The sequence below is a fragment of the Bacillus cereus group sp. MYBK108-1 genome, assembly GCF_051917185.1.
In the GTDB taxonomy this organism is placed as follows: Bacteria; Bacillota; Bacilli; order Bacillales; family Bacillaceae_G; genus Bacillus_A; species Bacillus_A cereus.
Map to the genome: position 1 here is coordinate 18,751 of NZ_JBQAHZ010000034.1, position 22,553 is coordinate 41,303.

Sequence of the window (22,553 nt, forward strand, 5' to 3'; positions counted from 1 at the left end):
TATTATATATAATCCTAAAATATAGTGTCAATAAGACATACTCTACTTAGAAACAGGAAAAATTATCTCCCCTTTACCAGAGAAGAAATAATCCCTTCTAGCAATCTTTAATACGTACTCTTCATCATTTAACTTTTGAACTTCGTCTTTTAGACTTTTTTCTTTATTCGTTAATGAATCCAGTTCTTTTTTCATGTCCTTAACTTTTGCTTCTTTTGCTTTAATGGAACTGTTTTGTTGATAAAACGTTACACTAATACTCGCAATAATTGTAAAAGTAAAGACAAGAAAAACCGCTAAACGGCGATAAAGTCGCTTCCTGTTCTCATCCGTTTGTATTATATGCTCTTTAACAGGATTTGGACTCTGTTTTTCGATTGTTCTTTGTCTCAGTTCCCTCATTTCCGAGGTCCCCCTAACTTCTTTTTTATATGCTCCCATAGTTGGAAGATATGTCCCTTCAATTTTGCTATATATTGCAGGAACCCTATATGTTTCACTATAAAAAGTTTAACACGATTAGGGAGAAGTTTCCATATGAGCGAAGCAATAAATCGAACAGGCCAGAAAAAAACTTTCCATATGAAAAGTAATATCCAAATCACCATTTTCCATAACACATGTCCAATTGAAAGCAGTATACGAAATAAGAATAATATAAATGCAATAAATAGCTGCGCTATAATAATAACAGGTTTTATCATGAGTAGCTGTATAATTCGAACAAAAAAATATGTTGTTTGCATAAAAATATAGATGAGAAAATTTAACAGCTTCATGTATAGTGCCTTCAATAAGCTTTGATATGCCGCAAAACCACATAATAATGCCAAAAACACATATATACGTAGCTCAGCTTCATTTACGAGAAGCAATACATAAAAGACGAATAATGCTTGGACAATCCAAAATAATATATCATGTATAAATACAAGCCAACGTTTACGTTCTTGGCGCTTTAAAAAACGTTGATATGTATCTAAAGACGCTCCAATCCAAGCACCCATTCCAATCATTGAAAGCATTGTATACAACTGAATTGTTAAGCTCATTTAAACAACTTACTAAAGAAACCTTTAGTTTTTTCCCCTTGATTTTCATCAATATACAGCATCTCATTAACTTTCCCTTTAATCGACACAATACCTTTTTCCACATCTAAATTTTTCATTTGTAAATTTTGACCACGAATCGTTAAAAAACCCATTACGGTCTCTAGTAAAAACTCTTCGCTATCAAAACTCTCTACCTGCTTCACACCGGTAATATCAATTATACGCCTGCCACGCATAATAATGTCATGCTCTACAGAAACATTTTGTTGATTAGAAGACGTAGGTGAGTAACCATTATTCACGTAAATCCCCCCATAGGTTTTTACTAGCTAATAGTAATGTATGAGGGGATACATGATTTTAGAACAAGCCTTCTTCCGCTTTTACTTTTTCTTCACGAACTAAGCTATACATATTTGCTGCATCTTCTTTTTTAGTTGTTTCTTTTAATTCATTTATTTTCACAGTCACTATTTTTTGACCAAAACGAATTGTTAATTCATCAGCTACTTTCACATCAGAACTCGCTTTTGCCACTTGACCATTAATAGATATTCTTCCTTGATCAGCTACTTCTTTCGCTAATGTTCTTCTTTTAATTAAACGTGATACTTTTAAAAACTTATCTAGACGCATATCAAATCCCCCTATTAACGCTCTGTTTGTTTCGCTTCTTCCCATAAAACATCTAACTGTTCTAATGATAAATCTTTCATCTCTTTATTCATTTCAGCTACTTTTGCCTCCATGTATAAAAAACGACCAGTAAATTTCTCATTAGTTGAACGTAACGCCTCTTCTGGATCTATTTTGTAATGACGAGCTATATTAACAAATGCAAATAGTAAATCACCAAACTCACCCAGCATCTTTTCCTCATCCATATTTGTAACCTCTTGTTGGAACTCTTGCCATTCTTCCAAAGCTTTCTCTATCATCGGTTGCACATCAACCCAATCAAATCCAACCTTACCAGCTTTCTTCTGAATTTCATAGGCGCGTAGTAACTGTGGCAAACTTTTGGGAACGCCATTTAAAACAGATTCTTTCACGAATCCTTTTTCTTGTTTTTTAATTTCTTCCCAATTTGCAATCACTTCATCAGCGCTGTTTACATCCGTATTTCCAAACACATGCGGATGGCGACGAACCATTTTCTCAGATAGAGTTCGAATGATATCATCTATAGAGAACCAACCTTCATCTTCTCCGATTTGAGCATGAAGCATAACTTGTAATAATATATCACCTAATTCTTCTACTAAGTGATCATCATCCTCTTCATCGATTGCTTCCAACACTTCATAAGCTTCCTCAATTAAATATTTCTTTAATGATTGATGTGTTTGCTTTTTATCCCACGGACAACCATTTGGACCACGAAGTTCCGCAATAATTTCTCTAAGAACATCAAACTGTTGATACAAGGACGCACGCTCTTGAACTGGCGGCACGTACACACTCGTTAAATTATTCAATTCCGTTTCATGATCTAACATGTACAACGGTACCTTCTTTACTTGTTCAAATGAAGTTCCTGCAGCTGTTACGATATACACTTCATAATCATCTGGTAACATCTCCATTAATGTTAATTTCACATCAGATGCAACGAATGCATCATATACTTGGCAAAAGATTAAATGTTGACGCAGTTCTAATTGCCCTCTTTCAAATGATGTAGCATCAAGTAATTGGAATCCTTCAATCGGATCAATCTTTAGACTTGCAAACATAGGATCAAGGAAACTTTGTCCACCCTCAATTCGCACTTCAACATTTGAAACTTCTCCTTTTTCTAACAGTAGCTGAACTGTTCTTTCTGCTACAAGTGGATGCCCGGGAACAGCATAGATAATTTCTGTACCTTCAGCTTGTTCTAGCAATTTATTCGCAATTGTTTCATATACAATTTCAAACGTATCATGCGCTTCATATACAGCATCAAAAGACGTATATTGTACGCCTTCTTTCTCCAATTCTTCTATAACTGGATGTTCCTTCGTTCTAACAAACAGATGGTCTGCTTCTTTTATTTTTCGATATACACCCATCGTTAGCTGATCTAATTCACCAGCTCCTAAACCTAAAATAGTAATGATTCCACTCACAACCAGTCACCTCTATCCACTCTTCTTCAATGAACCTTCTTTTTTCTCTTGTTTCATAACGGTTCCTAATTCTTTTTTTGTAAATACACGTAATTTCAAAATAAAAAACATATATGTCAATCCGCCGATGGCTACACCTAACAACGCTTCAAGCGTCGCGCTTCCTCTATGTTCCGTATTAATTACTAATCCAGACATCTGTAACACACGTGTGAACATCATTAATACAAACCCCATACAGATACCACTAATTACTATCCCTAACATATTTCGCTTATTGATAAGTGACCCTGATACAGCTCTCGTAAGCAACAAACTATTTAATCCAGAGATTATAATTAACGCACATAAAGTCGCAAAAGCTGCACCTTTCACACCAAAATAAGGCATGAATATATAATTTAACGCTAACTTTAAGCAACCTCCAAATACAACAAATAACGCTGGCTTAAACGTTTGCCCTAATCCTTGTAAAATAGAAGCTGTCGTAATTGACAATGAACTAAATAAAATAGATAACGATAAAATAGATAAAACATCTGATCCATCACTGTTTTCAAACAACATAATATTGGTAGGTTGAATAATACAAGTTAGTCCAATAGCTGCTGCAAGTCCAATAACAAATGTTATTTTCATTGCTAACTTTACCTTTTCTTGAATAAAGGAAAGATCTCCTCTTTCCTTCGCCGCTGTAATAATCGGAATAAGTGACAACGAGAAAGAAGTCGTCACAACAGTACCTAATTGCATTAGCGGAATACTTCTATCATAAACACCCTTTAATACCTTTGCATTTTCAGCCTGTTCTCCCGCACCAATAAGTAAGCTGTAAAAGGACACTGAATCAGCCATCTGTATAAAAATAAGCACTAAATTACTAACACAAATCGCTAACCCCTGCCAAAAAAGGATTTTAACTATCTTCCTTTTACCCTTAATTCTCGCTGCACTTTTGAAGAATATAGAACGAAAATCTTGACGCATATACAATATAAGTACAATAATCCCAATAAGTCCACCCGCAATTGAGCCTAACATAGCCCCTGCACCAACTGTATATAAATCAAATCCGTGAGCAATTAGGAATAGCGATAAAAATACAATAATAGAAACTCGAATTGTTTGTTCTATTACTTGCGAAACAGCCGTTGGCATCATATTATTGAATCCTTGAAAATACCCTCTTGCTACAGACAAAAATGGCATCAATAAGAATGAAAATGAAATAACACGTAGTAACTTATCTAAGTGTATATCGCCCATAGCTACCGCAATTGTTTCGGCCCCAAAAAACAGTGTAAAGAAGCCTATAAAACCAATCCCTAATAAGAACCAAAAAGATACACAAATAATTTCTTCTGCTTCTTTTTGTTTTCCCCGCTCTAGTCGTTCTGCAACCATTTTCGAAATGATAACAGGAAATCCATAAGTAGCTAAAATTAAACAAAATCCATAAAACGGGTAAATTTGTTGGTAAATATAAAACCCAATATCCCCCGCTATATTTTGATATGGAATACGGTAAAAAGCGCTTAATACTTTTGTAACGAAACTTGCAATCGTTAATATAATAGCCCCACGCCAAAAGGCTTGATACTTCTTCGCTTCCATACAAGAAAACTCCTTTTTCTATTCTCACCTCTCGTATTATATCATAAAGAAAAGAACAAACTCCCTTACCAACACGGGTAATAATGAGTTCCTAAATGTTAAAAATATTCAACGAAAAAAGGTAGCAAAGTGCTACCTTCATTCAATATACATATATCTCCAAATAATTGATTTCTCAAAAAGAAAGATCATAATTAGGAAAGATTGCTACTTCTAAAATCAATATACCCTTACTGTTCCATTTGTTTCGCTAAGAAACTGGCAGCAGTATTAACCGCTTTATGCTCGATCTCGCTTATAATGGCTTCTTTTGAGAAAATAATGACGGCTCCAATCGGATCTCCGTTTGCAACAATCGGTCCAACTGTATAAGAATGAACCTTTTCTGTTACACCATCAATAATGGAAATATCACTTTCATCCGTCATAATAACAGACTTTCGTTCTTCCATCGTTTTTTCAATTAGATCGCCAACACTTTTATTTAAGTATTCTTTTTTCGATACGCCTGATACTGCGATGATAGAATCTCGATCACACACAAGCACATTATGTCCTAAGCTGTCATATAAAGCATCAGCATATTCTTTTGCAAAATCACCTAGCTCACTAATTGGAGAATACTTCTTTAAAATTACCTCTCCATCGCGATCAACAAATATTTCTAGTGGGTCTCCTTCTCGAATACGTAAAGTTCTACGAATTTCCTTCGGGATTACTACCCTGCCTAAATCATCAATTCGACGTACGATTCCAGTTGCTTTCATTCTAATGCTGCCTCACTTTCTACTGATGATCAAAGTGGTGAATTTACCTGTTCATGTAAAAATCACCAACTGTTAGACATAGTATTTTACACATTAGTTCTTCTATGCACGTCGAATTGTATTTTTTTATCTTATTTTAGGCATTTATTACTTCTTTTTTTACATCTGGTAAGCCTTTTAATAAATTTTCAGCAATTGTTAACCACTTCGATGTCTCTAAGCCATTTGTTTTCATAACAATTTTCAATTGTGATCCTTCCATTCCTAAACCGATCATACGTCCAAAACTATTTCCGAGCATGAATAATTTTCCACCATCAATATTTTGACTTGATTGTTCAGAAAATAGGAATGTTACTTCAAATTTATTCTGCTTAATTAATTCAATTTGTTCTTTCATTGCCAACACTTTAATATTTGCAATTTGTAATAAATAACCAACTTCTTGTGGATAATCGCCAAATCTATCGATCATTTCTTCCTGCAATTCTTCAATATCCTCAATTGCAGAAACACCTCTAAATTGTTTATACATCATAATTTTTTGCTTACTATCTGAAATATAAGCATCTGGTAAATATGCATCTACCTCTAAGTCAATTTCAACATTAACTATATTTTCAGCCCCATCTGTTCCTCTACGCTGTTCAATTGCATCTTTTAACATTTGCGAATATAGATCAAATCCGACAGAATCAATAAATCCATGCTGTTCTGCCCCTAACAAATTACCTGCTCCACGAATAGATAAATCTCTCATCGCAATTTTGAAACCAGATCCAAGTTCCGTGAACTCTTTAATTGCTTGTAGACGCTTCTCTGCAACCTCTGACAGCACTTTGTCACGTTTATATGCAAAGTATGCATACGCAACACGATTAGAACGTCCAACACGCCCACGAAGCTGATACAACTGTGATAATCCCATACGATCTGCATCAAATACAATTAACGTATTTACATTCGGAATATCTACACCCGTCTCAATAATTGTTGTACTTACAAGAACATCATGCTGTCCTTCTAAAAATGATAGCATAACAGACTCTAATTCGCTTTCGTTCATTTTCCCATGTGCGTACGTTACGCGGGCATCTGGAACTAACATCGAAATTTCATCTGCTTTTCTTTCAATATCCTCTACACGGTTATATAGGAAGTAAACTTGACCACCTCTTGCAAGCTCTCGCTCTATTGCCTCTCGCATTAACGCTGGATTATACTCGACTACATACGTTTGGACTGGGAAACGATTTTCTGGTGGTGTCTCAATAACAGATAAGTCGCGCACACCAAGCATAGACATATGAAGCGTCCGCGGAATCGGAGTTGCCGTTAATGTTAATACGTCAACATTTGCCTTCAATTGTTTAATTTTTTCTTTATGTGTTACACCAAATCTTTGTTCTTCATCAATAATAAGAAGCCCTAAATCTTTATACGTAACATCTTTAGATAAAATACGATGTGTTCCGATTACAATATCTACTGTTCCATCCTTTAAGCCCTTAATTGTTTCATTTTGTTGTTTTCTCGTACGGAATCTACTTAATAAGCCTATATTGATCGGATAATCTTGAAAACGCTCTCGAATTGTTTCATAGTGTTGCTGCGCAAGAATCGTTGTCGGTACTAAAATTGCAACTTGTTTTTCATCCATAATTGCTTTAAATGCCGCACGAATAGCCACTTCAGTCTTTCCATACCCTACGTCACCACAAAGGAGCCTATCCATCGGGCGTCCGCGTTCCATATCTTTTTTAATCTCGTCAATAGAACGTAACTGATCCTCTGTCTCTTGATATGGGAAAGAGGATTCGAACTCTTGTTGTTCTGCCGTATCTGGCGTATATGCATAGCCTTTTGAAGCTTCGCGCTCAGCATATAGTTTAATTAGGTCATCCGCAATGTCTTGTACAGATTTTTCAACTTTCGTTTTAACCTTTTTCCAATCATTACCGCCTAATTTATAAACTTTCGGATCCTTACCTTCAGATCCTACATATTTTTGGACTTGATCAATTTGTTCAATTGGAACGTATAGCTTATCATTACCTTGATATTTAATATTTAAATAATCTTTGTGAACACCATTAATCTCTAATGTCTCAATACCTAAAAATTTACCTATACCATGATTTACGTGAACTACATAATCTCCAACTTTTAATTCCGAATAACTTTTAATACGTTCAGCATTCGATAACTTTTGTTTACGTTGTGATTTTTTAACTTTCTTATGAAAAAGCTCCTTTTCAGTAATGACAACAAGCTTTTGCATCGGCATTTCAAATCCTGCATGTAAATCACCCACAGCAATTTGTAACCTTCCAGGCAATAAGATATCTGTACCTTCTACAATATCTGCCTCAATATCATAATCACTTAAAATATGTTGTAATTTTTTCACACGTTCATCATCTGTTCCAAGTACAACAGTCGTAAAATGCCCTTCATTCCATCTATCAATTTCTGTTTTTAACAAATTCATCTGTCCATGGAAATCTTGCATTGTTTTACATGTTACATTAACAATATTTTGCGGATGTGTGTGTGCGATATGACGCAAGAATAACGTTAAATATACAAAACTTCTTTTTTTATGATGAAGAAACCCCTCGAATGGGTGAGAGAAAGATAAATCTTGAATAATTGTTCCTTCACCAAGAAGTGATATATACCATTCCGCCTCTTCTGTTTCAAGATGCGATGCTGTTTCTTGAATACGGGAAATCTCGTCTAAAATTACAACACCGTCTTCTGGTAAATAATCTATCAGACTAGCAGGTTCTTTATAGAAAATAGATAAGTATTTAAACATCTGTTCTATACTTTGCCCGTTTTTCAACATCTCAATTTCATGACTTACCGTCTCAAGCACTGTAGTCTTTAGTTTATCATCAGAAAGTTTTTGCATCGTCTTAGTTAAACCTTCTTCAAGATGCTGAATTCCTGATTTTAATTCTTCCTGTGAAAATAAAAACTCTGTTGCCGGACCAAACCTAACGCTTTCTTTTTTACCTTGAGAACGCTGTTCATCCACATCAAATAATCGAATAGAATCGACTTCTGTATCAAAGAATTCAATACGAAATGGTAGTTCTTCAGTTAAAGGATAAATATCTAATATTCCCCCACGCAAACTGAACTCCCCTGGAGCTTCTACCATCGACTTACGTTCATAGCCAATATGATGTAAAGTATGCAAGAGCGCATCTAAATCAATCTCTTGCCCTAGATTGATTTCAACTTGCTTTTGCTTCCACAATTCTTTTATTGGTAAAAATCTACGCAATCCTGCCACTGGCGCTACAATGATTCCATTCTCTCCCGCAGCCAAGCGATTTAACACTTCTATACGTTGCGCCTTCAATTCTGGACTTGCAACCCCAATTTCCGATGCTATCAGTTCATTCACTGGATATAGCCACACATCTTTTTCACCAAGTAACGCCACTAAATCTTCATGTACTTTTTGTGCTTGGTATAAGTTATGTGTCACGATTAATTGTGATTTTTTTGTTTTTTTATATAAAGCCGCCATTAATAACGAACGAGAAGACGTTGCCATCCCTGATATAAGTTGTTCTTTTAACCCATCTTCTAATCCATTAATAACCGATTGTATCTCTTCATTTTTATAAAATTGCTCTAATAAACCTATCATTTTTAAAACTCCTCTCAACATAAAGAGCAAGTCATTCTATTTTATGCAAATATTTTGGAAAAGGAAAACAGAAAAATGCTTTGGACATGCCAAAGCGACAACATTTTATTGCAGAAATTTTTCATACTCATAATACTCAGGATAAGATGCGAGCGTTTCTTGACACGATTCACAAATCGTTTTTATATATATATTTCCATTCTCATGAAAATGAATCATTTCTACTACTTCTTGCTCTGTTAGTTGAAATAAAACGTCGCTATATACTTTTTCTGCGTTAATGGAGCCTACATTACCTCCGCAGTGTCTGCAATAATAATACCCTTCCATACTAGCCTCCTAAAAATTCAATTACTACTAGTATGGGTAAAACAAAAGAGAAATATTCCCAATCTCATTTTTAACTATTGAAAGTATTCATGATTTGGAGAAAAGGCTTATTTAGCCACTCTTCACATGCATCCGCTGCTTTTTCAATAGAATGGTTAACATCCGGAATCTCTTCAGATGTAAAGCGTCCTAATACATAATCGACTACCTTCATTCCATTTTTCGGGCGATCGATTCCCATACGGATACGTTGAAATTCTTGTGTTCCTAGGTGCGAAATCGTTGACTTTACACCATTATGTCCACCAGCACTACCTTTCATGCGAAGACGCAATTTACCTACAGGAATGTCCAAATCGTCGTACATAACAACGAAGTCCTCAACATCAATTTTATAATAATCCATGAGTGGACGAATACTTTCCCCAGATAAGTTCATGTATGTTAGCGGCTTTAATAAGATTACCTTTTCTCCATTAACAAACCCTGCACCAAATACACCTTTAAATTTTTGTTCATTCAAAGAAATGTTCCAACGCTTCGCAAGTTCATCAATGGCCATAAATCCAATATTATGCCTTGTTAATTCATATTCTCTACCTGGGTTCCCAAGTCCTACTATCAATTTCATTCTTGTACCACTACTTTCTTTTTTCGATACGAAAAGACGTAACCAATTTTGGTTACGTCTCATTCTATCCAATTAATTGAATAATACACTCACAGATTCTTCTTCGTATACACGAATGATTGCTTCTCCGATTAATGGAGCAACTGAAAGTTCATGTACTTTGTCGATTTTCTTCTCTTCTGGTAATACGATAGAGTTCGTTACAACTAACTCTTTAATATTTGAATTTTGAATACGCTCAATTGCTGGACCAGATAATACTGGGTGTGTACAGCAAGCATATACTTCAGAAGCACCGTTCTCAACAAGAGCGTTTGCTGCTAATGTAATTGTACCAGCTGTATCAATGATGTCATCAATTAAAATCGCTGTTTTACCTTCAATATTACCGATAATGTTCATTACCTCTGATACGTTCGGGCGAGGACGACGCTTATCAATAATAGCGATTGGTGCTTTTAGACGATCTGCCATTTTTCTTGCACGAGTTACACCACCATGGTCAGGAGACACGATTACGATATCTTTAAGACCTTTTGTTTCAAAGTAATCTGAAAGAATCGGTACACCCATTAAGTGGTCGATTGGGATATCAAAGAATCCTTGAATTTGTGGAGCATGTAAATCTAGAGTGATTACACGAGTTGCACCTGCTGTTTCAAGCAAGTTTGCTACAAGTTTCGATGTAATTGGTTCACGAGAACGCGCTTTACGGTCTTGACGCGCATAACCATAGTAAGGAATAACAATATTAATTGTTTTCGCAGATGCACGTTTTAATGCATCAATCATAATAAGTAATTCCATGATATGTTCGTTTACTGGGAAGCTTGTAGATTGAATAATGAATACATCGCAACCACGGATACTTTCTTCAATGTTAATTTGAACTTCTCCATCACTAAAACGATCAACAGAACATTTTCCTAGCCCTACTCCAATATGCTTTGCAATCTGCTCAGCAAGTTCCTTATTAGAGTTTAAAGAGAATACTTTCAAATTAGAATTTAGATATTGAGTCGACATCTAGATTAACCCTCCACATTATGATTTTTTCTTATTCAGCAATTGATCAACATAGTCTTCTTTGTTAACTTGACGTGCACGTGCTACCGATAATGCTTTTGATGGAACATTCTCTGTAATTGTAGAGCCTGCTGCCACATAAGCACCATCTTCAACTGTTACTGGAGCAACAAGGTTTGAATTACATCCAATAAATACCCCATTACCAATCACAGTTTTGAATTTATTCTTACCGTCATAGTTCACCGTAATTGAACCACAACCAAGATTCACGTCTTCTCCAACTTGTGCATCCCCGATATAACTCAAGTGTGAAGCTTTACTTCTATTACCAAAGACAGTTTTTTTGATTTCCACGAAGTTTCCAACGCGTACTTCGTCTCCAATAACTGAATCTGGGCGAATATGTGCAAATGGACCAACCGATACTTCTGTACCAAGCTTACTATCATGTACAGTAGATTGTCGAATTGTCGTACGATCTCCAATTTCACTATCGCGAATTACTGTATGCGGTCCAATTTCACAATCAGAGCCAATTACAGTGTTCCCCTCAATAATTGTTCCTGGATGAAGAACTGTATCACTACCGATAACTGCATCAGCAGAAATATAAGTGTTACTTGGATCAATAATTGTAACACCGTTTACCATGTTCTTTCGGTTGATACGGTTTTTCATAATAATTTCCGCTTGCGATAGAGCGACTCTGTCGTTAACACCTAACGTTTCGTCGAACTGCTCTGTTTGATAAGCTGATACGATATGACCTTCATTTTTTAAAATCTCAATAACATCTGGAAGGTAATATTCACCTTGCACGTTATCATTTGAAACTTTAGAAAGTGAAGCAAATAAAGCCTTATTATCAAAACAATACGTACCTGTATTGATTTCTTTAATAGCTAATTCTTTCTCATTTGCATCTTTATGCTCAACAATCTTTTCAACATGACCATTCTCATTACGAACAATACGGCCATATCCAGCAGGCTCTTCTATGTATGCTGTTAGCACCGTCGCCATTGCTCCTGCTTCTTTATGTTGCTGAAGTAATGCTTCCATTGTTTCAGCAGTTATTAGAGGCGTATCACCACAAATAACTAAAGTTGTTCCTTCTTCATTTGCAAGTACACTTGCAGCTTGATCTACAGCATGTGCTGTACCAAGTTGTTCTGCTTGTAATGCAAATTCACTTACGTTCCCTAGCTGTTCTTGTACCATTTCAGCACCATGTCCAACAACCGTTACAAGTTTCTGCAATCCTAATTGAGATACTTGATCGACTACGTGTTGTACCATAGGTTTTCCACATACAGGATGCAGCACTTTGTATAGCTTAGACTTCATACGTGTGCCTTTACCTGCAGCTAGAATCACTGCAAATCTGTTTGACATATAGACCCTCCATCGCAACCTATTTATCCATTAAAGATATTATCCTAAATCATCATATATTTCAAGAAACACATTTTAACTATTAAATTTTACCATAATTCTTATAAGATGTTTTACTCTTTAGTATCTTTTTTAAGAAATAAGCTATACTATTTAAAATGATTTTGAAAAAATTAGTAGTTTCTTCTTTTTATGTTAATAAATTATGCAGTTTCCAAATATAAAGCAAAAAAAACAAACCCCTGTAAATGCTTACAGGAGTTTGCTACAAAATTATAAGGCTTTTTGTCAAAAGCCCTTTTCATTCGAATTTTACGAAGCACCCGCTTCTTCAAACTCAACCTCTTCTAACTCGCCTAAACGATGATACTCTGTTAAAACCGCATCTTGAATTTTAGAGCGTGTACCAGAATTAATTGGATGTGCAATGTCACGGAACTCTCCATCTGGAGTACGTTTACTTGGCATTGCTACAAATAATCCATTATTACCATCAATTACACGAATATCATGAACAACAAATTCATGGTCTAGAGTAATAGAGGCAATTGCTCTCATGCGGCCTTCTGTGTTTACGCGGCGTAATCTTACGTCAGTCACTTCCATCTTGTGTTCACCACCCTTTTCTAAATAAGCGATATATTTGTATAAATTCCACAAATTTTCTATTTTCCCTTTAATTTTTTAAAAATTTTTAAGATAAAAATTTTTAAAGTAGTTGAATATAGAGATTAGTGGAGGTTATCGCTTACAAAAGGTTACTTAACTAGGGCGATTACTTCAATTTCAACGGAAACATCTTTCGGTAATTTTGCTACTTGCACACAAGATCGAGCTGGTTTATGAGTAGAGAAATAAGAGCTATACACTTCATTCACAGCATTAAAATCATCCATGTCCTTTAAAAATACTGTTGTTTTTACGACTGTATCAAATGAAGCACCTGCTTCCTCTAATACCGCTTGTAAATTTTGAAATACTTGTTCTGTTTGTACTGTTACATCTCCTGTTACAAGCTCCCCATTTGCCGTCAATGGAATTTGTCCTGAGCTATAGAACATGTTATTTACAATAATCCCCTGTGAATAAGGTCCAATTGCTTGTGGTGCCTTGCTTGTTTGAACAACTTTCATACTTTTCACCCTTTTATTATTTATTTTACTCTTTAAAAATAGTGTACGAAAGGCAGTTTGTCCATCTATTTTATAATCTATAAATAAAATAAAAAAAGATAGAGCTATCTGCTCTATCTTTTATTCCGCCTCTACAAGCCCTTCATCAAATGGCGCAAGAGAATAATTCCCTTTTTCCACTTGAATCGTTTTTTCTTTCACATCAACTTCCGATAGACGAATTAATGATACAAAATTATTAATTAGTCGTTCTTCAATATCTGTGGATTCTACTAATACACCAATACCAACAACATTAGCCTTGAACTCTTCTAACATACTCATCATACCTTGAATTGTTCCGCCAGCTTTCATGAAGTCATCAATAATTAAAACATTCGACCCTTCTGGAAGACTGCGTTTTGCTAACGTCATTGTTTGAATTCGTTTAGAAGAACCCGACACATAGTTAATACTAACAGTCGGACCTTCTGTTACCTTATTATCTTTCCTTGCAATTACAACTGGTACATCTAAGTAATTTGCCACTGCATAAGCAAGTGGAATCCCCTTCGTTGCCACCGTCATAACTGCATCAATTGGTTGCCTAGCAAAAACAGAAGCAAACAAACGACCTGCGCCATTAATATGGCGAGGATTACTCAATAAATCTGTCATGTATAAGTAACCGCCAGGCAAAATACGATCTGGGTTTTCAAATAAGCCACAAAGCTCATCAATAATTAGATCTGCCTCTTCTTCACTTATATACGGTATATATTTCACTCCTCCTGCTGCTCCTGGTATCGTTTGCAATGTGCCGACCCCTTGTTGTTCAAACGTTTGCTTAATAATAACTAAATCTTCACTAATGGAAGACTTAGCCGATTGATACCTTTCAGCAAAAAAAGTGAGAGATACTAGCTGACGAGGGTTTTGTAGCAAGTAATAAGTCATATCGACTAATCTTGTACTTCTTCTAATTTTCATACTCTCACCTCAAATCACGAATATTCTAAACAAATCATAACGTATTATACGTCTTTATTCAAGCGTTTCTCGCTCTCCTAATAAACGTACCGCATAGACTTGTTCACAAAATCCTTTTAATCCGTTATAAATGCGATGCATTCGTGAATCATGGTGTACAAGTCCAAATACAGTTGGACCACTTCCACTCATTAATACAGCATCCGCTCCAAATCGCTTCATCTGTGATTTAATACGGGCAACTTCAGGATGCATTCCAAATGTTACATCTTCTAAAACGTTACCAACAGTATCACAAATTCCTTTATAATCACCAGAATTTATGACATCAACCATTTTATCTACATTCGGATGTGTAACTCGATTTAACTTTAAATTTCCATACACATCAGCAGTAGATACACCTATATGTGGTTTCGCTAAAATAACCCAACAAGAAGGCGGAGTCTTTATATGCTCAATTTTCTCTCCTCTTCCAGTGGCAATTGCTGTGCCTCCGTATACACAGAACGATACATCTGATCCAATTTCTGCGCCAAGCTCTGCTAACTCATCAATTGTAAGCCCTAAATTCCATAATTTATTAAGACCACGTAATGTGGCTGCTGCATCACTACTTCCACCTGCTAATCCAGCTGCTACTGGAATCGTTTTTTCAATAGTAATAGATACACCTTTTTTTACATTAAACTTCTCTTTTAATAATTTCGCTGCCTGATAAGCTAAATTTCGTTGGTCGTCTGGGACATACCGATTATGGGATAAAATTTCAATACGGTCTTCTGCTAATTCCGTTAGTTCTAGACGATCTGCTAAATCAATGGTTGTCATAATCATTTTCACTTCATGATATCCGTCTTGTCTTTTTCCCAGTACATCTAACGACAGATTAATCTTTGCTGGTGCTTTCACTAGTAGCTTCAATCTATTCACCCACTCTATGTACTCAATCTTTTATCGTTTATTTTACCATAAATTTATAGTAAGACGATGACACTTCCCTAATTATAACGAAAAGCATTCAGAATGAAACTACTTATGTAAAATGATGGCACCTTTTAGAGTACAAAAAGCCGAGGAATGTCTCCTCGGCTACCGTAGCATAGAAAGTATCTTACAACTACTGGTTTCGTTTCATTAATTGCTGTTCTGCAATTTCTATAGCACGTTTCACCATGTTACCAGCATCTTTCGCACGAATTCCGCCCCATCCTTCTTTCTGAACAACATCATAAAAGCCAAGCTCTTTTGCTAGCTCTTCTTTAAATTGGTTTGACATGACACCTCTTCGTCTACTCAATGCAGAGTCCCTCCTTATTTTGCTACGGTATAGTTAGTATGCAAAATAATATAGCTTTTCATTTATGGGAATATATGTAATGATATACGGATTATAAAATGACCTCATTATGAGGGTCTCCATAAAATGTTAACTCTACTGTCTCTGTTAAAACATCTGCATAACTATAAGATACACGTTGCAACGCATCTTCTTGTTGATCTAATTGTACAACAAAAACGGAACGGTATGTTTCTGCTAGTACACCTGATTGCTCCACAGTTTTTCTTCTTCCACTATTTGCTTTTAACATAAGTCGCTGTCCAAGATGGTGATCTAATTCGCTTTTAATTTCATCTAAACGTTTTGACATATACTTCGCTACACCTCGCTGTAATTTAGATTGAACACTTAAAGCACGATATATCTATCCTAATTATTAACCGCGATTCACAGCTAATATCATCCTGCGTTTGAATAGATAGAAGAAATACTATATTGTAAAAGTATCATTACGTAGTCTGCACGTTCTTACCTCTTTTTATCCAAATTCATTTAAATCCTTCCATACAAAAAAGCAAGATACATATGTATCCTGCTTACTCTTCGTAATGTTGAAAAGGTAATCCCGTTCGTAAAATCCCTCTCGTTTCAATTCCACCTAGTCCCTTTTCACCAGTAATTGTATTACGTACGACATCCCATACATTGACTCTCTCCATAAATGAAGTAAAACTAATTTTACCAACTACATATACAGGATCTAGTGCATGAATATTAATTCTAGATGGTGAACTAGCGAAATTGGCCCCTGCACGAATTAGTGCCTCAAAATGTGATTGACATGCCCCAGCAAAAATAACAAGGTGATCCAATGATGGATATTTTTTTCGCACTTCACGAACAGCCTGTACAAAATGTCTTGAATGCCTATATGCCGCTAAATCTCCCTTCACTCCTTTTGATTTTGTATATGCATCATGCCCTGTAATAACGAGAATGTCTGGGCGAAAGTGATCTATTAAGTCTACTACTTTTTCATGCATCTCCGTTTCTTTACAATGAATACCTTGAACAGGAACGCCAATTTTATTATATAAATCTAAGCACTTGCGCAAATATAAAGGGTCTCCATCTATATGCAATACACGTCCCGGCATTTGAAAATAATTCACCTCACTTGTGTATCCACCAGTTGAAGTATGTTCATGCCTTTGTTTCATCAGTACATAATCTTGTTGAAACAAACGATACGTGCGCTCCATTGTTTCTTTCTCACGCTTCACCCTTTTTTTATGTTCTCTTTGATCTATACTAATTAAATCTTCAAGTGGCGCATCCGCCACCAGTCTAATTTCCTCTCCAAACAATATAGCTATCTCGCCTTTTATTTCTATAATACGAAAAAGAATATCCCTCTTATGAGAATATCGTTCCACTAATTCTCCAACATGTAAAACCATTCTCCTACCTCCAAACTCATTAGGCCATCTTACCTGTTTTTAAAGTATGAATTTAAAGAGAGAAAGGTGACAAAAGGGACAGTTCAACTTGAACTGTCCCTTTCATATTCTTATGATAATTTATGAAGAACTAATGCATTACTTAATGTTGCAAACTCTTCAATAGATAGCGTTTCGCCTCTTCGCTTTGGATCAATTCCTACTTCTGTTAAAATTCGATCCAATAATTCCTTATCTTTCGGGAAACCATTTAAATTATTTGATAAATTATTCATCAAAGTTTTACGGCGCTGTGCGAAACTTGCTCGTACTACTTCAAAGAAGAATGTTTCATCTGTCACCTCTACAACCGGTTTCGGACGCTTTAGAAGGCGAATAATTGCAGAATCAACATTTGGCTGTGGTACAAACACTGTACGCGGTACAGTCATAACTGTTTCAACTTCTGTATAATACTGAATAGCAATCGATAAAGAACCATACTCTTTCGTTCCAGGTTTAGCAGCTAAACGATCTCCAACTTCTTTTTGCATCATAACAACAAATCCACGAACTGGTAACTTTTCTTCAAGCAATTTAAATAAAATTGGCGTTGTAATATAGTATGGTAAGTTAGCTACTACCATTACATCTTGCCCTTCTTCAAATTGCTCATTAAATACTTCATGTACATCTGCTTTTAGTACGTCTTTATTAATAACTGTAACGTTACCATATGGCGCTAACGTCTCATCTAAAATTGGTAATAGTCTTTGATCAATTTCAAAAGCCACTACTTTTTTAGCACGCTTTGCTAATTGCTCTGTTAATGCACCAATACCTGGTCCAATTTCAATTGCACCACTTTCTGAACCAATTTCTGCATGATCGACAATACGATTTAATACATTTGTATCAATTAAAAAGTTTTGTCCTAAACTTTTTTTGAATGAAAATCCATACTTTTCAACAATGTCTTTTGTACGATTTGGCGTTGCGATATCCTTCATTTTTTTTCCTCCTGTATTACTTGCTTATAAGCTTCTGCAAATGATTCCTTTGAAACTTGAAACATCTGTAATCGTTTATGTAACTGTTTTGCATTTGTATAACCAATCTTTAATAGCTTACCCATTCTTTCTCTGCGGCTCTTTGCCATTTCTCCGCCCACTAAGCCTGCATCGACTAAATCACTCCAACTAATTTCACTTGTGTAAGCTTCCATTTCTTCATGTATATTCTCTAGAGCGCGGCGAATCGACTCATTAGAAGCGTGTTCGATCCCAACACCCTTTTTCCTTTTAGCAAGCGCTTCTTCCTTCGGTAAAAAGGCATGCTTACAGCCAGGAACCTTGTCAGAAATAATTTTTCGAATACGCTCTCCAGGATAATCCGGATCTGTGAAAATAATAACGCCCCTTTTTTGCTGCGCTAATTTAACTTGCTCAATAACATGATCACCGATTGCTGAACCGTTCGTTTCAATTGTATCCGCATCAACAGCACGCTTAATCGCAACTGTATCATCTTTACCTTCTACAACGATAATCTCTTTTATTTTCATGCTTGCCTCCACACTCATTTCGTCTCTACTTAGTAAAACAAAAAAATGACGACTTTTCCATTATTATTTTCCCCATTCTTATATTTTAAAAAATAGAATAGAAAAATCTTTGTTCTCTGTCCTTATTGTAACACTTCATCATTCACATTTATTTTCTTCATCACTTCTACTAGTTTTTCTCAAAATAAAAAAGAACAGGTTTCCCCATTCTTTTTTATTCAACACCAAATAAAACTTTTGCATTTTTAGTTGTCATTTCTGCTACTTCCTCATAAGAAATTCCTTTTAAATTCGCAATTTCTTCTGCCACGAGTTTTACATAACTCGGTTCATTTCGTTTCCCTCGAAATGGATGCGGTGTTAAATACGGACAATCCGTCTCTATTAACAATTTCTCTAATGGAATCTCCGTAGCAACCTCTTTCGGCTTCTTAGCGTTTTTAAATGTAACTGGTCCACCTAACGAAATTAAAAAGTTCATATCAACACATCGCTCTGCTACCTCTACGCTGCCGCTAAAGCAATGCATAATGCCTCCTACTTCAGCTGCATTCTCTTCTTCTAGAATATCAACAATATCTTGAGTTGCATCGCGGTTATGTATAATAATCGGCAATTTTACTTTTTTCGCTAATGCAATTTGTTTACGGAATACTTCTTTCTGTATTTCTTTTGGAGACTTATCCCAGTGATAATCTAAGCCCATTTCTCCAAGTGCAACGACTTTAGGATGAGAAGCAAGTTCTTCTAACCAAGCTAAATGTTCTTCTGTCATGTCGATTGCATCAACTGGGTGCCACCCAACCGCAGCGTAAATAAAATCATAGGCTTCAGCTAATTCCATCGCCTTTTTTATCGTTACTTCATCAAAACCAACAACAACTGTATAAGTAACTCCCGCTTCTTTCATTCGGGCAATAACCTCTTGCAAATCTCCTTCGAATTGCTCTGCATTCAAATGTGAATGTGTATCAAACAACATAATACATAACTCCTTTTATATTGAAATCAAGTTTATTCTACAAAAATAAGTTCTTTAATAACTTAACGATAACAATACTACAATCTTAATGCAAAAATAGAGAGTGTAAAAAGAAAAAAGACGCTTCACACATGTTACACGTGAAACATCTCTTTTCTTGTCTTAATTACTTGATTTTTGTACCATTTGGTAGATTTTGGTCAATTGATGCTAATGACAATACGCCATTCTCTTCACCCGCTAAAATCATACCTTGCGATAATTCACCGCGTAATTTTACAGGTTTTAAGTTTGTTACACAAATAACCTTTTTACCTTTTAAGTCTTCCGGCGAATAGAATTTTGCAATTCCAGAAACAACTTGACGCTTTTCTGTACCTAAGTCTAGTTGAATTTTTAACAGCTTGTCTGCTTTTTTCACAGGTTCAGCAGATAGTACTTCAGCTACGCGTAATTCTACTTTAAAGAAATCATCAATTGTAATTTCTTCTGCCTTCGGTTCTTCTTCTTTTTTCTCTTCTACTTTAGGAGCAGAGCTTTTCATTTGTTCTTTAATGTACTCTACTTCCACTTCCATTTCTAAACGAGGGAAAATTGGGTTTCCTTTTTCTACTTTTGTTCCAGCTGGAATGCAGCCAATTGTAGATAGACTTTCCCAAGATTTATGAGCTTCATCAGTAAGGCCAAGCTGAGCAAACATCTTGCTTGGTGCTACTGTTAAGAATGGCATAAGCATAATACCTGTTTGACGAAGTACTTCTGCTAAATGAGCCATTACAGAGGCTAACTTTTCACGATCATTCTCATCTTTTGCTAATACCCATGGTTGTGTTTCATCAATATATTTATTCGTACGACTAACTAGTTGCCAAATAGATCCTAACGCTACAGAGAACTCCATATTCTCCATTGCTTCTTCTACTTTTTTCAAAGTATCTTGTGCAAACGCTACTAACGTTTCATCAAATTCCGTCACATTTGCTTTAAATGCAGGGATTTCTCCGTTAAAGTACTTATCAATCATAGCTACTGTACGATTTAATAAATTACCTAAGTCATTTGCTAAGTCGAAATTAATACGCTCCACAAATCCTTCTGGTGTAAATACGCCATCAGATCCAAATGGAACTTCACGAAGTAGGTAATAACGTAATGCATCTAATCCGTAACGATCGATTAATGTAACTGGATCTACTACGTTTCCTTTTGACTTACTCATCTTTCCATCCTTCATTAAAATCCAGCCATGAGCAAAGACTTTCTTCGGAAGAGGTAAATCTAATGCCATTAAAATTATCGGCCAATAAATTGTATGGAAACGAACAATTTCTTTCCCAACTAAATGCACATCTGCAGGCCAGAATTTTTTATATTTCTCTTCATTTGCTGTTCCATAACCTAACGCCGTAATATAGTTAGATAATGCGTCAACCCATACGTAAATAACGTGTTTTGGGTTACCAGGAACACGAACTCCCCAGTCAAATGAAGTACGAGAAACTGCTAAATCTTCTAATCCCGGTTTAATAAAATTATTAATCATTTCATTTTTACGAGACTCCGGCTGAATGAAATGTGGATTATCTTCATAGAACTTTAATAGTCTGTCGACATATTTACCCATTCTAAAGAAATAAGATTCTTCACGAACAAGTTCTACATCATGACCACTATCTGGGCTTTTTCCTCCAACTACTTTGTCGCCTTCCATAATTGGATCTACTAATTGATGCTCTGTATAGAACGTCTCATCTTGTACAGAATACCAACCTTCATATTCATCAAGATAAATGTCACCTTGATCTACTAATTGTTTAAAGATTTTTTCGACAACATCTTTATGACGATCTTCAGTTGTACGAATAAAATCATCATAAGAAATATCCATCTTCTCCCAAAGCTCTTTAATTCCTGCAACAATGTTATCAACATATGCCTGTGGCGTAATATTTAACTCTTCTGCTTTCTTTTGGATCTTCTGTCCATGTTCATCAGTTCCTGTTAAATAATGCACATTATAACCTTGCATACGCTTATATCGTGCCATCGCATCTCCTGCTACTGTCGTATAAGCATGTCCAATGTGTAATTTTCCACTTGGATAATAAATTGGGGTAGTAATATAAAAGGACTTATTTTCCTCTGTCATTGTTTTGGACCTCCCGAATAACCTCATATGTATTTATAAACAGTATATCAAAAACTCATATATAAAGTGAAACTTTAATCAGTAGGGTTTTTGTTCCTCCCCACTAATTATTAGCCCACGTTAATTGGGCTTTTACGAGCAGCCCAAATCTAACTTATCTTCTTTACGCCAACCTAATTTTCAATTTAGGTCTTAATGCTCAATATCTTTATCATCTATTGCTCATATTTCAAAAAAATATACAATATCCACTTTTAATTTATTATTTTTTCAGAAAATAATGTAAATAATTGTGGAATTTCCTCTCAATATATTATATATAAGAAATAAGAAATCTATAAATCTTTTTAAAAAATATAGAATTTAAGAATTGACGGAAATGTAAATGATTGGTATCATATGTCCATAGGGTATTTTGTCGAAAAATGACGAATCT

The 22,553-nt window shown here is 35.4% G+C and carries 23 protein-coding genes; all 23 read right to left on the reverse strand.

The features are described from left to right. Positions 1 to 42 precede the first annotated feature (42 nt). A complete protein-coding gene (divIC, locus tag ACTFSL_RS27965) occupies positions 43 to 402 on the reverse strand; it encodes a cell division protein DivIC (protein WP_001208739.1) in 360 nt (119 codons plus the stop codon). Beyond that, complete coding sequence (gene yabQ, locus ACTFSL_RS27970) at positions 399 to 1,052, reverse strand: spore cortex biosynthesis protein YabQ (RefSeq protein ID WP_000059772.1); 654 nt, start codon at positions 1,050 to 1,052, stop codon at positions 399 to 401. The genes divIC and yabQ overlap by 4 nt, the downstream gene beginning before the upstream one ends. Then, the gene (gene yabP, locus ACTFSL_RS27975; protein WP_001059104.1) at positions 1,049 to 1,357 is read right to left on the reverse strand and encodes a sporulation protein YabP; all 309 of its coding nucleotides are present in this window, start codon (positions 1,355 to 1,357) and stop codon (positions 1,049 to 1,051) included. The genes yabQ and yabP overlap by 4 nt, the downstream gene beginning before the upstream one ends. Positions 1,358 to 1,415: 58 nt before the next feature. Next, the gene (locus tag ACTFSL_RS27980) at positions 1,416 to 1,691 is read right to left on the reverse strand and encodes an RNA-binding S4 domain-containing protein (RefSeq protein WP_001234876.1); all 276 of its coding nucleotides are present in this window, start codon (positions 1,689 to 1,691) and stop codon (positions 1,416 to 1,418) included. A 14-nt stretch (positions 1,692 to 1,705) separates the two neighbouring features. Next, entirely contained in the window at positions 1,706 to 3,166 is a 1,461-nt protein-coding gene (gene mazG / locus ACTFSL_RS27985) for a nucleoside triphosphate pyrophosphohydrolase (protein ID WP_000014239.1), read from the reverse strand. Positions 3,167 to 3,178: 12 nt separating this feature from the next. After that, positions 3,179 to 4,780 carry a putative polysaccharide biosynthesis protein gene (locus tag ACTFSL_RS27990; protein ID WP_000387586.1) on the reverse strand — a complete coding sequence of 534 codons (1,602 nt, stop codon included), beginning with the start codon at positions 4,778 to 4,780 and terminating at the stop codon, positions 3,179 to 3,181. A gap of 230 nt (positions 4,781 to 5,010) precedes the next feature. Beyond that, positions 5,011 to 5,547 (reverse strand): stage V sporulation protein T, encoded by a 537-nt coding sequence (gene spoVT, locus ACTFSL_RS27995; RefSeq protein WP_000648302.1) that lies wholly within the window; start codon positions 5,545 to 5,547, stop codon positions 5,011 to 5,013. A 136-nt stretch (positions 5,548 to 5,683) separates the two neighbouring features. Then, a complete protein-coding gene (gene mfd / locus ACTFSL_RS28000; protein ID WP_440042774.1) occupies positions 5,684 to 9,214 on the reverse strand; it encodes a transcription-repair coupling factor in 3,531 nt (1,176 codons plus the stop codon). Between the two features lie 105 nt (positions 9,215 to 9,319). Beyond that, a complete protein-coding gene (locus tag ACTFSL_RS28005; RefSeq protein WP_000399438.1) occupies positions 9,320 to 9,544 on the reverse strand; it encodes an anti-sigma-F factor Fin family protein in 225 nt (74 codons plus the stop codon). A 70-nt stretch (positions 9,545 to 9,614) separates the two neighbouring features. Then, entirely contained in the window at positions 9,615 to 10,175 is a 561-nt protein-coding gene (pth, locus tag ACTFSL_RS28010) for an aminoacyl-tRNA hydrolase (RefSeq protein ID WP_000767702.1), read from the reverse strand. 72 nt (positions 10,176 to 10,247) lie between these two features. Then, positions 10,248 to 11,201, reverse strand: a complete 954-nt coding sequence (locus ACTFSL_RS28015) for a ribose-phosphate diphosphokinase (protein WP_000107420.1) — start codon at positions 11,199 to 11,201, stop codon at positions 10,248 to 10,250. Between the two features lie 18 nt (positions 11,202 to 11,219). Further along, positions 11,220 to 12,599 (reverse strand): bifunctional UDP-N-acetylglucosamine diphosphorylase/glucosamine-1-phosphate N-acetyltransferase GlmU, encoded by a 1,380-nt coding sequence (gene glmU, locus ACTFSL_RS28020; protein ID WP_000071041.1) that lies wholly within the window; start codon positions 12,597 to 12,599, stop codon positions 11,220 to 11,222. A gap of 312 nt (positions 12,600 to 12,911) precedes the next feature. Then, positions 12,912 to 13,205, reverse strand: coding sequence for a septation regulator SpoVG (gene spoVG, locus ACTFSL_RS28025; protein WP_000454041.1), 294 nt, complete (start codon positions 13,203 to 13,205; stop codon positions 12,912 to 12,914). 152 nt (positions 13,206 to 13,357) lie between these two features. Then, positions 13,358 to 13,732, reverse strand: coding sequence for a RidA family protein (locus ACTFSL_RS28030; protein ID WP_000869815.1), 375 nt, complete (start codon positions 13,730 to 13,732; stop codon positions 13,358 to 13,360). Positions 13,733 to 13,852: 120 nt separating this feature from the next. After that, a complete protein-coding gene (purR, locus tag ACTFSL_RS28035; protein WP_000702466.1) occupies positions 13,853 to 14,701 on the reverse strand; it encodes a pur operon repressor in 849 nt (282 codons plus the stop codon). Positions 14,702 to 14,755: 54 nt separating this feature from the next. Beyond that, entirely contained in the window at positions 14,756 to 15,625 is an 870-nt protein-coding gene (gene ispE, locus ACTFSL_RS28040) for a 4-(cytidine 5'-diphospho)-2-C-methyl-D-erythritol kinase (RefSeq protein WP_000772104.1), read from the reverse strand. A gap of 196 nt (positions 15,626 to 15,821) precedes the next feature. Next, positions 15,822 to 16,001 (reverse strand): acid-soluble spore protein SspF, encoded by a 180-nt coding sequence (gene sspF, locus ACTFSL_RS28045; protein ID WP_002094215.1) that lies wholly within the window; start codon positions 15,999 to 16,001, stop codon positions 15,822 to 15,824. A 91-nt stretch (positions 16,002 to 16,092) separates the two neighbouring features. Next, positions 16,093 to 16,353 (reverse strand): biofilm formation stimulator Veg, encoded by a 261-nt coding sequence (veg, locus tag ACTFSL_RS28050; protein ID WP_000044347.1) that lies wholly within the window; start codon positions 16,351 to 16,353, stop codon positions 16,093 to 16,095. Between the two features lie 226 nt (positions 16,354 to 16,579). Further along, entirely contained in the window at positions 16,580 to 17,443 is an 864-nt protein-coding gene (gene yabG / locus ACTFSL_RS28055) for a sporulation peptidase YabG (RefSeq protein WP_440042776.1), read from the reverse strand. A gap of 110 nt (positions 17,444 to 17,553) precedes the next feature. Beyond that, a complete protein-coding gene (rsmA, locus tag ACTFSL_RS28060) occupies positions 17,554 to 18,432 on the reverse strand; it encodes a 16S rRNA (adenine(1518)-N(6)/adenine(1519)-N(6))-dimethyltransferase RsmA (RefSeq protein ID WP_000651548.1) in 879 nt (292 codons plus the stop codon). Next, positions 18,429 to 18,986 carry a ribonuclease M5 gene (rnmV, locus tag ACTFSL_RS28065; protein ID WP_000692835.1) on the reverse strand — a complete coding sequence of 186 codons (558 nt, stop codon included), beginning with the start codon at positions 18,984 to 18,986 and terminating at the stop codon, positions 18,429 to 18,431. Before rnmV ends, rsmA begins: the two co-directional genes overlap by 4 nt. 214 nt (positions 18,987 to 19,200) lie before the next feature. After that, the gene (locus ACTFSL_RS28070; RefSeq protein WP_000895851.1) at positions 19,201 to 19,968 is read right to left on the reverse strand and encodes a TatD family hydrolase; all 768 of its coding nucleotides are present in this window, start codon (positions 19,966 to 19,968) and stop codon (positions 19,201 to 19,203) included. Between the two features lie 166 nt (positions 19,969 to 20,134). Next, positions 20,135 to 22,117 (reverse strand): methionine--tRNA ligase, encoded by a 1,983-nt coding sequence (gene metG, locus ACTFSL_RS28075; protein ID WP_000134132.1) that lies wholly within the window; start codon positions 22,115 to 22,117, stop codon positions 20,135 to 20,137. Positions 22,118 to 22,553 lie beyond the last annotated feature (436 nt).

Excerpts from the sequence above, each read along its gene's own strand:
- divIC (WP_001208739.1), bottom strand. The coding sequence starts at position 402 with ATGAGGGAACTGAGACAAAGAACAATCGAAAAACAGAGTCCAAATCCT.
- yabQ (WP_000059772.1), bottom strand. The coding sequence starts at position 1,052 with ATGAGCTTAACAATTCAGTTGTATACAATGCTTTCAATGATTGGAATG.
- ACTFSL_RS27980 (WP_001234876.1), bottom strand. The coding sequence starts at position 1,691 with ATGCGTCTAGATAAGTTTTTAAAAGTATCACGTTTAATTAAAAGAAGA.
- ACTFSL_RS27990 (WP_000387586.1), bottom strand. The coding sequence starts at position 4,780 with ATGGAAGCGAAGAAGTATCAAGCCTTTTGGCGTGGGGCTATTATATTA.
- spoVT (WP_000648302.1), bottom strand. The coding sequence starts at position 5,547 with ATGAAAGCAACTGGAATCGTACGTCGAATTGATGATTTAGGCAGGGTA.
- mfd (WP_440042774.1), bottom strand. The coding sequence starts at position 9,214 with ATGATAGGTTTATTAGAGCAATTTTATAAAAATGAAGAGATACAATCG.
- ACTFSL_RS28005 (WP_000399438.1), bottom strand. The coding sequence starts at position 9,544 with ATGGAAGGGTATTATTATTGCAGACACTGCGGAGGTAATGTAGGCTCC.
- pth (WP_000767702.1), bottom strand. The coding sequence starts at position 10,175 with ATGAAATTGATAGTAGGACTTGGGAACCCAGGTAGAGAATATGAATTA.
- ACTFSL_RS28015 (WP_000107420.1), bottom strand. The coding sequence starts at position 11,201 with ATGTCGACTCAATATCTAAATTCTAATTTGAAAGTATTCTCTTTAAAC.
- glmU (WP_000071041.1), bottom strand. The coding sequence starts at position 12,599 with ATGTCAAACAGATTTGCAGTGATTCTAGCTGCAGGTAAAGGCACACGT.
- spoVG (WP_000454041.1), bottom strand. The coding sequence starts at position 13,205 with ATGGAAGTGACTGACGTAAGATTACGCCGCGTAAACACAGAAGGCCGC.
- ACTFSL_RS28030 (WP_000869815.1), bottom strand. The coding sequence starts at position 13,732 with ATGAAAGTTGTTCAAACAAGCAAGGCACCACAAGCAATTGGACCTTAT.
- purR (WP_000702466.1), bottom strand. The coding sequence starts at position 14,701 with ATGAAAATTAGAAGAAGTACAAGATTAGTCGATATGACTTATTACTTG.
- veg (WP_000044347.1), bottom strand. The coding sequence starts at position 16,353 with ATGTCAAAACGTTTAGATGAAATTAAAAGCGAATTAGATCACCATCTT.
- yabG (WP_440042776.1), bottom strand. The coding sequence starts at position 17,443 with ATGGTTTTACATGTTGGAGAATTAGTGGAACGATATTCTCATAAGAGG.
- rsmA (WP_000651548.1), bottom strand. The coding sequence starts at position 18,432 with ATGAAGGATATCGCAACGCCAAATCGTACAAAAGACATTGTTGAAAAG.
- rnmV (WP_000692835.1), bottom strand. The coding sequence starts at position 18,986 with ATGAAAATAAAAGAGATTATCGTTGTAGAAGGTAAAGATGATACAGTT.
- ACTFSL_RS28070 (WP_000895851.1), bottom strand. The coding sequence starts at position 19,968 with ATGTTGTTTGATACACATTCACATTTGAATGCAGAGCAATTCGAAGGA.
- metG (WP_000134132.1), bottom strand. The coding sequence starts at position 22,117 with ATGACAGAGGAAAATAAGTCCTTTTATATTACTACCCCAATTTATTAT.